The sequence below is a fragment of the Kitasatospora sp. NPDC091257 genome (genome assembly GCF_044757675.1).
GTDB lineage: Bacteria > Actinomycetota > Actinomycetes > Streptomycetales > Streptomycetaceae > Kitasatospora > Kitasatospora lactacystinica.
Genome location: NZ_JBIVVI010001340.1, coordinates 1 through 2,297, shown reverse-complemented (window position 1 = coordinate 2,297; position 2,297 = coordinate 1). Strand labels below are relative to the sequence as shown.

Below are 2,297 nucleotides of genomic sequence, written 5' to 3'. Positions count from 1 at the left end.
CCCCTGCCGGGGCTGTGGGCCTGGGCCGCCCTCGTCCAGGCCCACGCCCACGCACTGGCCGGCCGGGCGGCGCAGGCCGACCGGACGCTGGCCGACGCCCGGCGGCTGACCGACGCCGCACTGCTCACCGGCGTGCCGACGCCCTGGACGGTGCGCGCCGAGCTGGTCCTGGCCGTCGCCCACGGCACCTGCCACCGGGACCTCGCGCTCCGCACCGGCCGCACCGCCCACGCCCGCACCGCGGCGGCCCGGCTGGAGGGGGCCCTGCGGCTCCTCGACCGGGCCGCCCACCCGCGCGACCACGCCCTGGTCACCGCCCGCCTCGCCGGCGCCCACGCCCTCGCCGGTCACGCCGATGCCGCCGTCACCCTGCTCGCCCGGCTGCCTCCGGCCACCACCGGCCGCATCGCCCGCGAGCAGCGGCGGGCCGGGGAATGGCTGCGCCGGTGAACGCCCGGGCCGAGCCCCCCGGCCCGGACGCGGCGGCCCCTGCCGGGACACGGCGGCGCCTGCCCGAGCGCGGCGGCGCCCGGTCCGCCATGGAACAGCAGGACCGGCCACCACCTGCGGGAGTGGTGGCCGGCCCTGCCGCACCGGTCGGACCGGGCCCGGCGGGTGGGCTCAGAGGCCGGCCGCCGCCGCGGCGATGTCGGCCGCGTACGTGCTCACCTGGCTGTAGACGCCCGGGTAGCCCGCGCGGGCGCAGCCGTTGCCCCAGCTGACGATGCCGACCTGGACCCAGCGGCCCGCCGCGTCCTTGCGGACCATCGGGCCGCCGGAGTCACCCTGGCAGGTGTCGACGCCGCCCTGGGCGACGTAGCCCGCGCAGAGCGAGCCGGCGGCGTTCAGCCCCGGATAGGCGCGGGCGCAGGTGGCGTCGTCGACGAACGGCACGGTGGCCTTGAGCAGGTACCGCTGCTGGCCGCCGCCCTCGCGCGCGGCACCCCACCCCATGATGGTGAAGGTGCCCGTGTCGTAGGCGGTGGAGGTGGCGATCGGCAGGGTGCTGACCAGGCTGCTGTTCATCGGCGAGGCCAGCTTGATCAGCGCCCAGTCGTCGCCGTTCTCGGCGCCGGTGAAGGAGGGCGACTGGTACACGTACGAGGAGCGGACCTTGATCGCGCTGCCGCTGTTCAGGTCGACCGCTCCCGCGGTGACGGTGATGCTGCTGTCGGCACCGGTGCCGTCGACGCAGTGGGCGGCGGTGAGCACGATCTGCGAGGTGTACAGCGCGCCGCCGCAGCCCATCGAGAGCCGCACCATGAACGGGAACTCGCCCTGCGTCGCCCGCGTGCCGCCGACCACGCTCGGCGACGGCGCGGGCGAGGCGGCGGCGGGCAGCACGAGCATGCCGGCGCCGAGCACCAGGCCGGCCAGCAGGCCGACGACTCTGCCGAATTGACGCTTCATCAGATCCTCCTTGCAGGTGGGGGAAGACCGAGAGTGGCCCGGCGGGCGGCGCGGCAGGAGGGGGCGACCCTTGCCGGTCAGAACTGGCAGGAACACGGCAATGCGCGGTTCCGGGTGCGGAAGCCCTAAGGTGATCGCCCATGCGAGATCTTGCGGCGGGGATGAAGTACCTGGTCGAGGGCCAGAAGTGGGTGGGCCGGCACGGCCGCTGGTGGGGCTTCGGCATGCTGCCGGCCCTGCTCGCGCTGGTCGGCTACGTCGTCGCGCTCGCCTTCCTCGGCGCCTGGTCCCGGGACCTCGCGGACTGGGCCACCCCGTTCGCCGACCACTGGGGCACTCCCTGGCGGGGCCTGCTGCGCGACGCGCTCGCGGCGGTCGTCTTCGGCGGCGGCCTGCTGTTCTCCCTGCTCACCTTCACCGCCGTCACCCTGCTGGTCGGACAGCCCTTCTACGAGGCGCTCTGCGCCGCGGTCGACGAGACCGAGGGCGGCGCGCCCACCCCGCCGGACACCGCGCTCTGGCGGGAGCTGCTGATCGCGGTGCGCGACAGCGTGTACGTGCTGGTGCGGGTGGCCGCGTTCGGCGTGGCGCTGTTCGCCTGCGGATTCATCCCGCTGGTCGGGCAGACGGTGGTCCCGGCGCTCGGCTTCCTGGTGTCCGGCTTCTTCCTGACCGTCGAGCTGACGGCCGTCGCCCTGCAGCGGCGCCGGGTGCCGCAGCCGGAGCGGATCCGACTGCTGCGCGCCCGGCTCGGGCTGGCACTGGGCTTCGGCACGCCGCTGGTGCTGGCCTTCCTGGTGCCGCTGGTCACGGTGTTCGCCATGCCGGCAGGAGGCCCATGATCACGAACTCGGTGGTCCCGATCCCGAATGCGCCGATGGCCAGGG

The 2,297-nt window shown here is 75.4% G+C and carries 2 protein-coding genes and 1 pseudogene; 2 read left to right on the top strand and 1 reads right to left on the bottom strand.

What is annotated here, in order from left to right; genetic code table 11:
• Positions 1–450, top strand: a pseudogene (locus ACIQOV_RS38035) (hypothetical protein); the annotation flags it as partial.
• Between the two features lie 171 nt (positions 451–621).
• On the opposite strand, the gene ACIQOV_RS38030 reads toward ACIQOV_RS38035, so the two are convergent.
• Positions 622–1,410 carry a S1 family peptidase gene (locus tag ACIQOV_RS38030; RefSeq protein ID WP_401055338.1) on the bottom strand — a complete coding sequence of 263 codons (789 nt, stop codon included), beginning with the start codon at positions 1,408–1,410 and terminating at the stop codon, positions 622–624.
• A gap of 140 nt (positions 1,411–1,550) precedes the next feature.
• On the opposite strand from ACIQOV_RS38030, the gene ACIQOV_RS38025 reads away from it, so the two are divergent.
• Positions 1,551–2,252, top strand: coding sequence for an EI24 domain-containing protein (locus ACIQOV_RS38025; protein WP_401055337.1), 702 nt, complete (start codon positions 1,551–1,553; stop codon positions 2,250–2,252).
• The last annotated feature ends 45 nt before the right edge of the window (positions 2,253–2,297 follow it).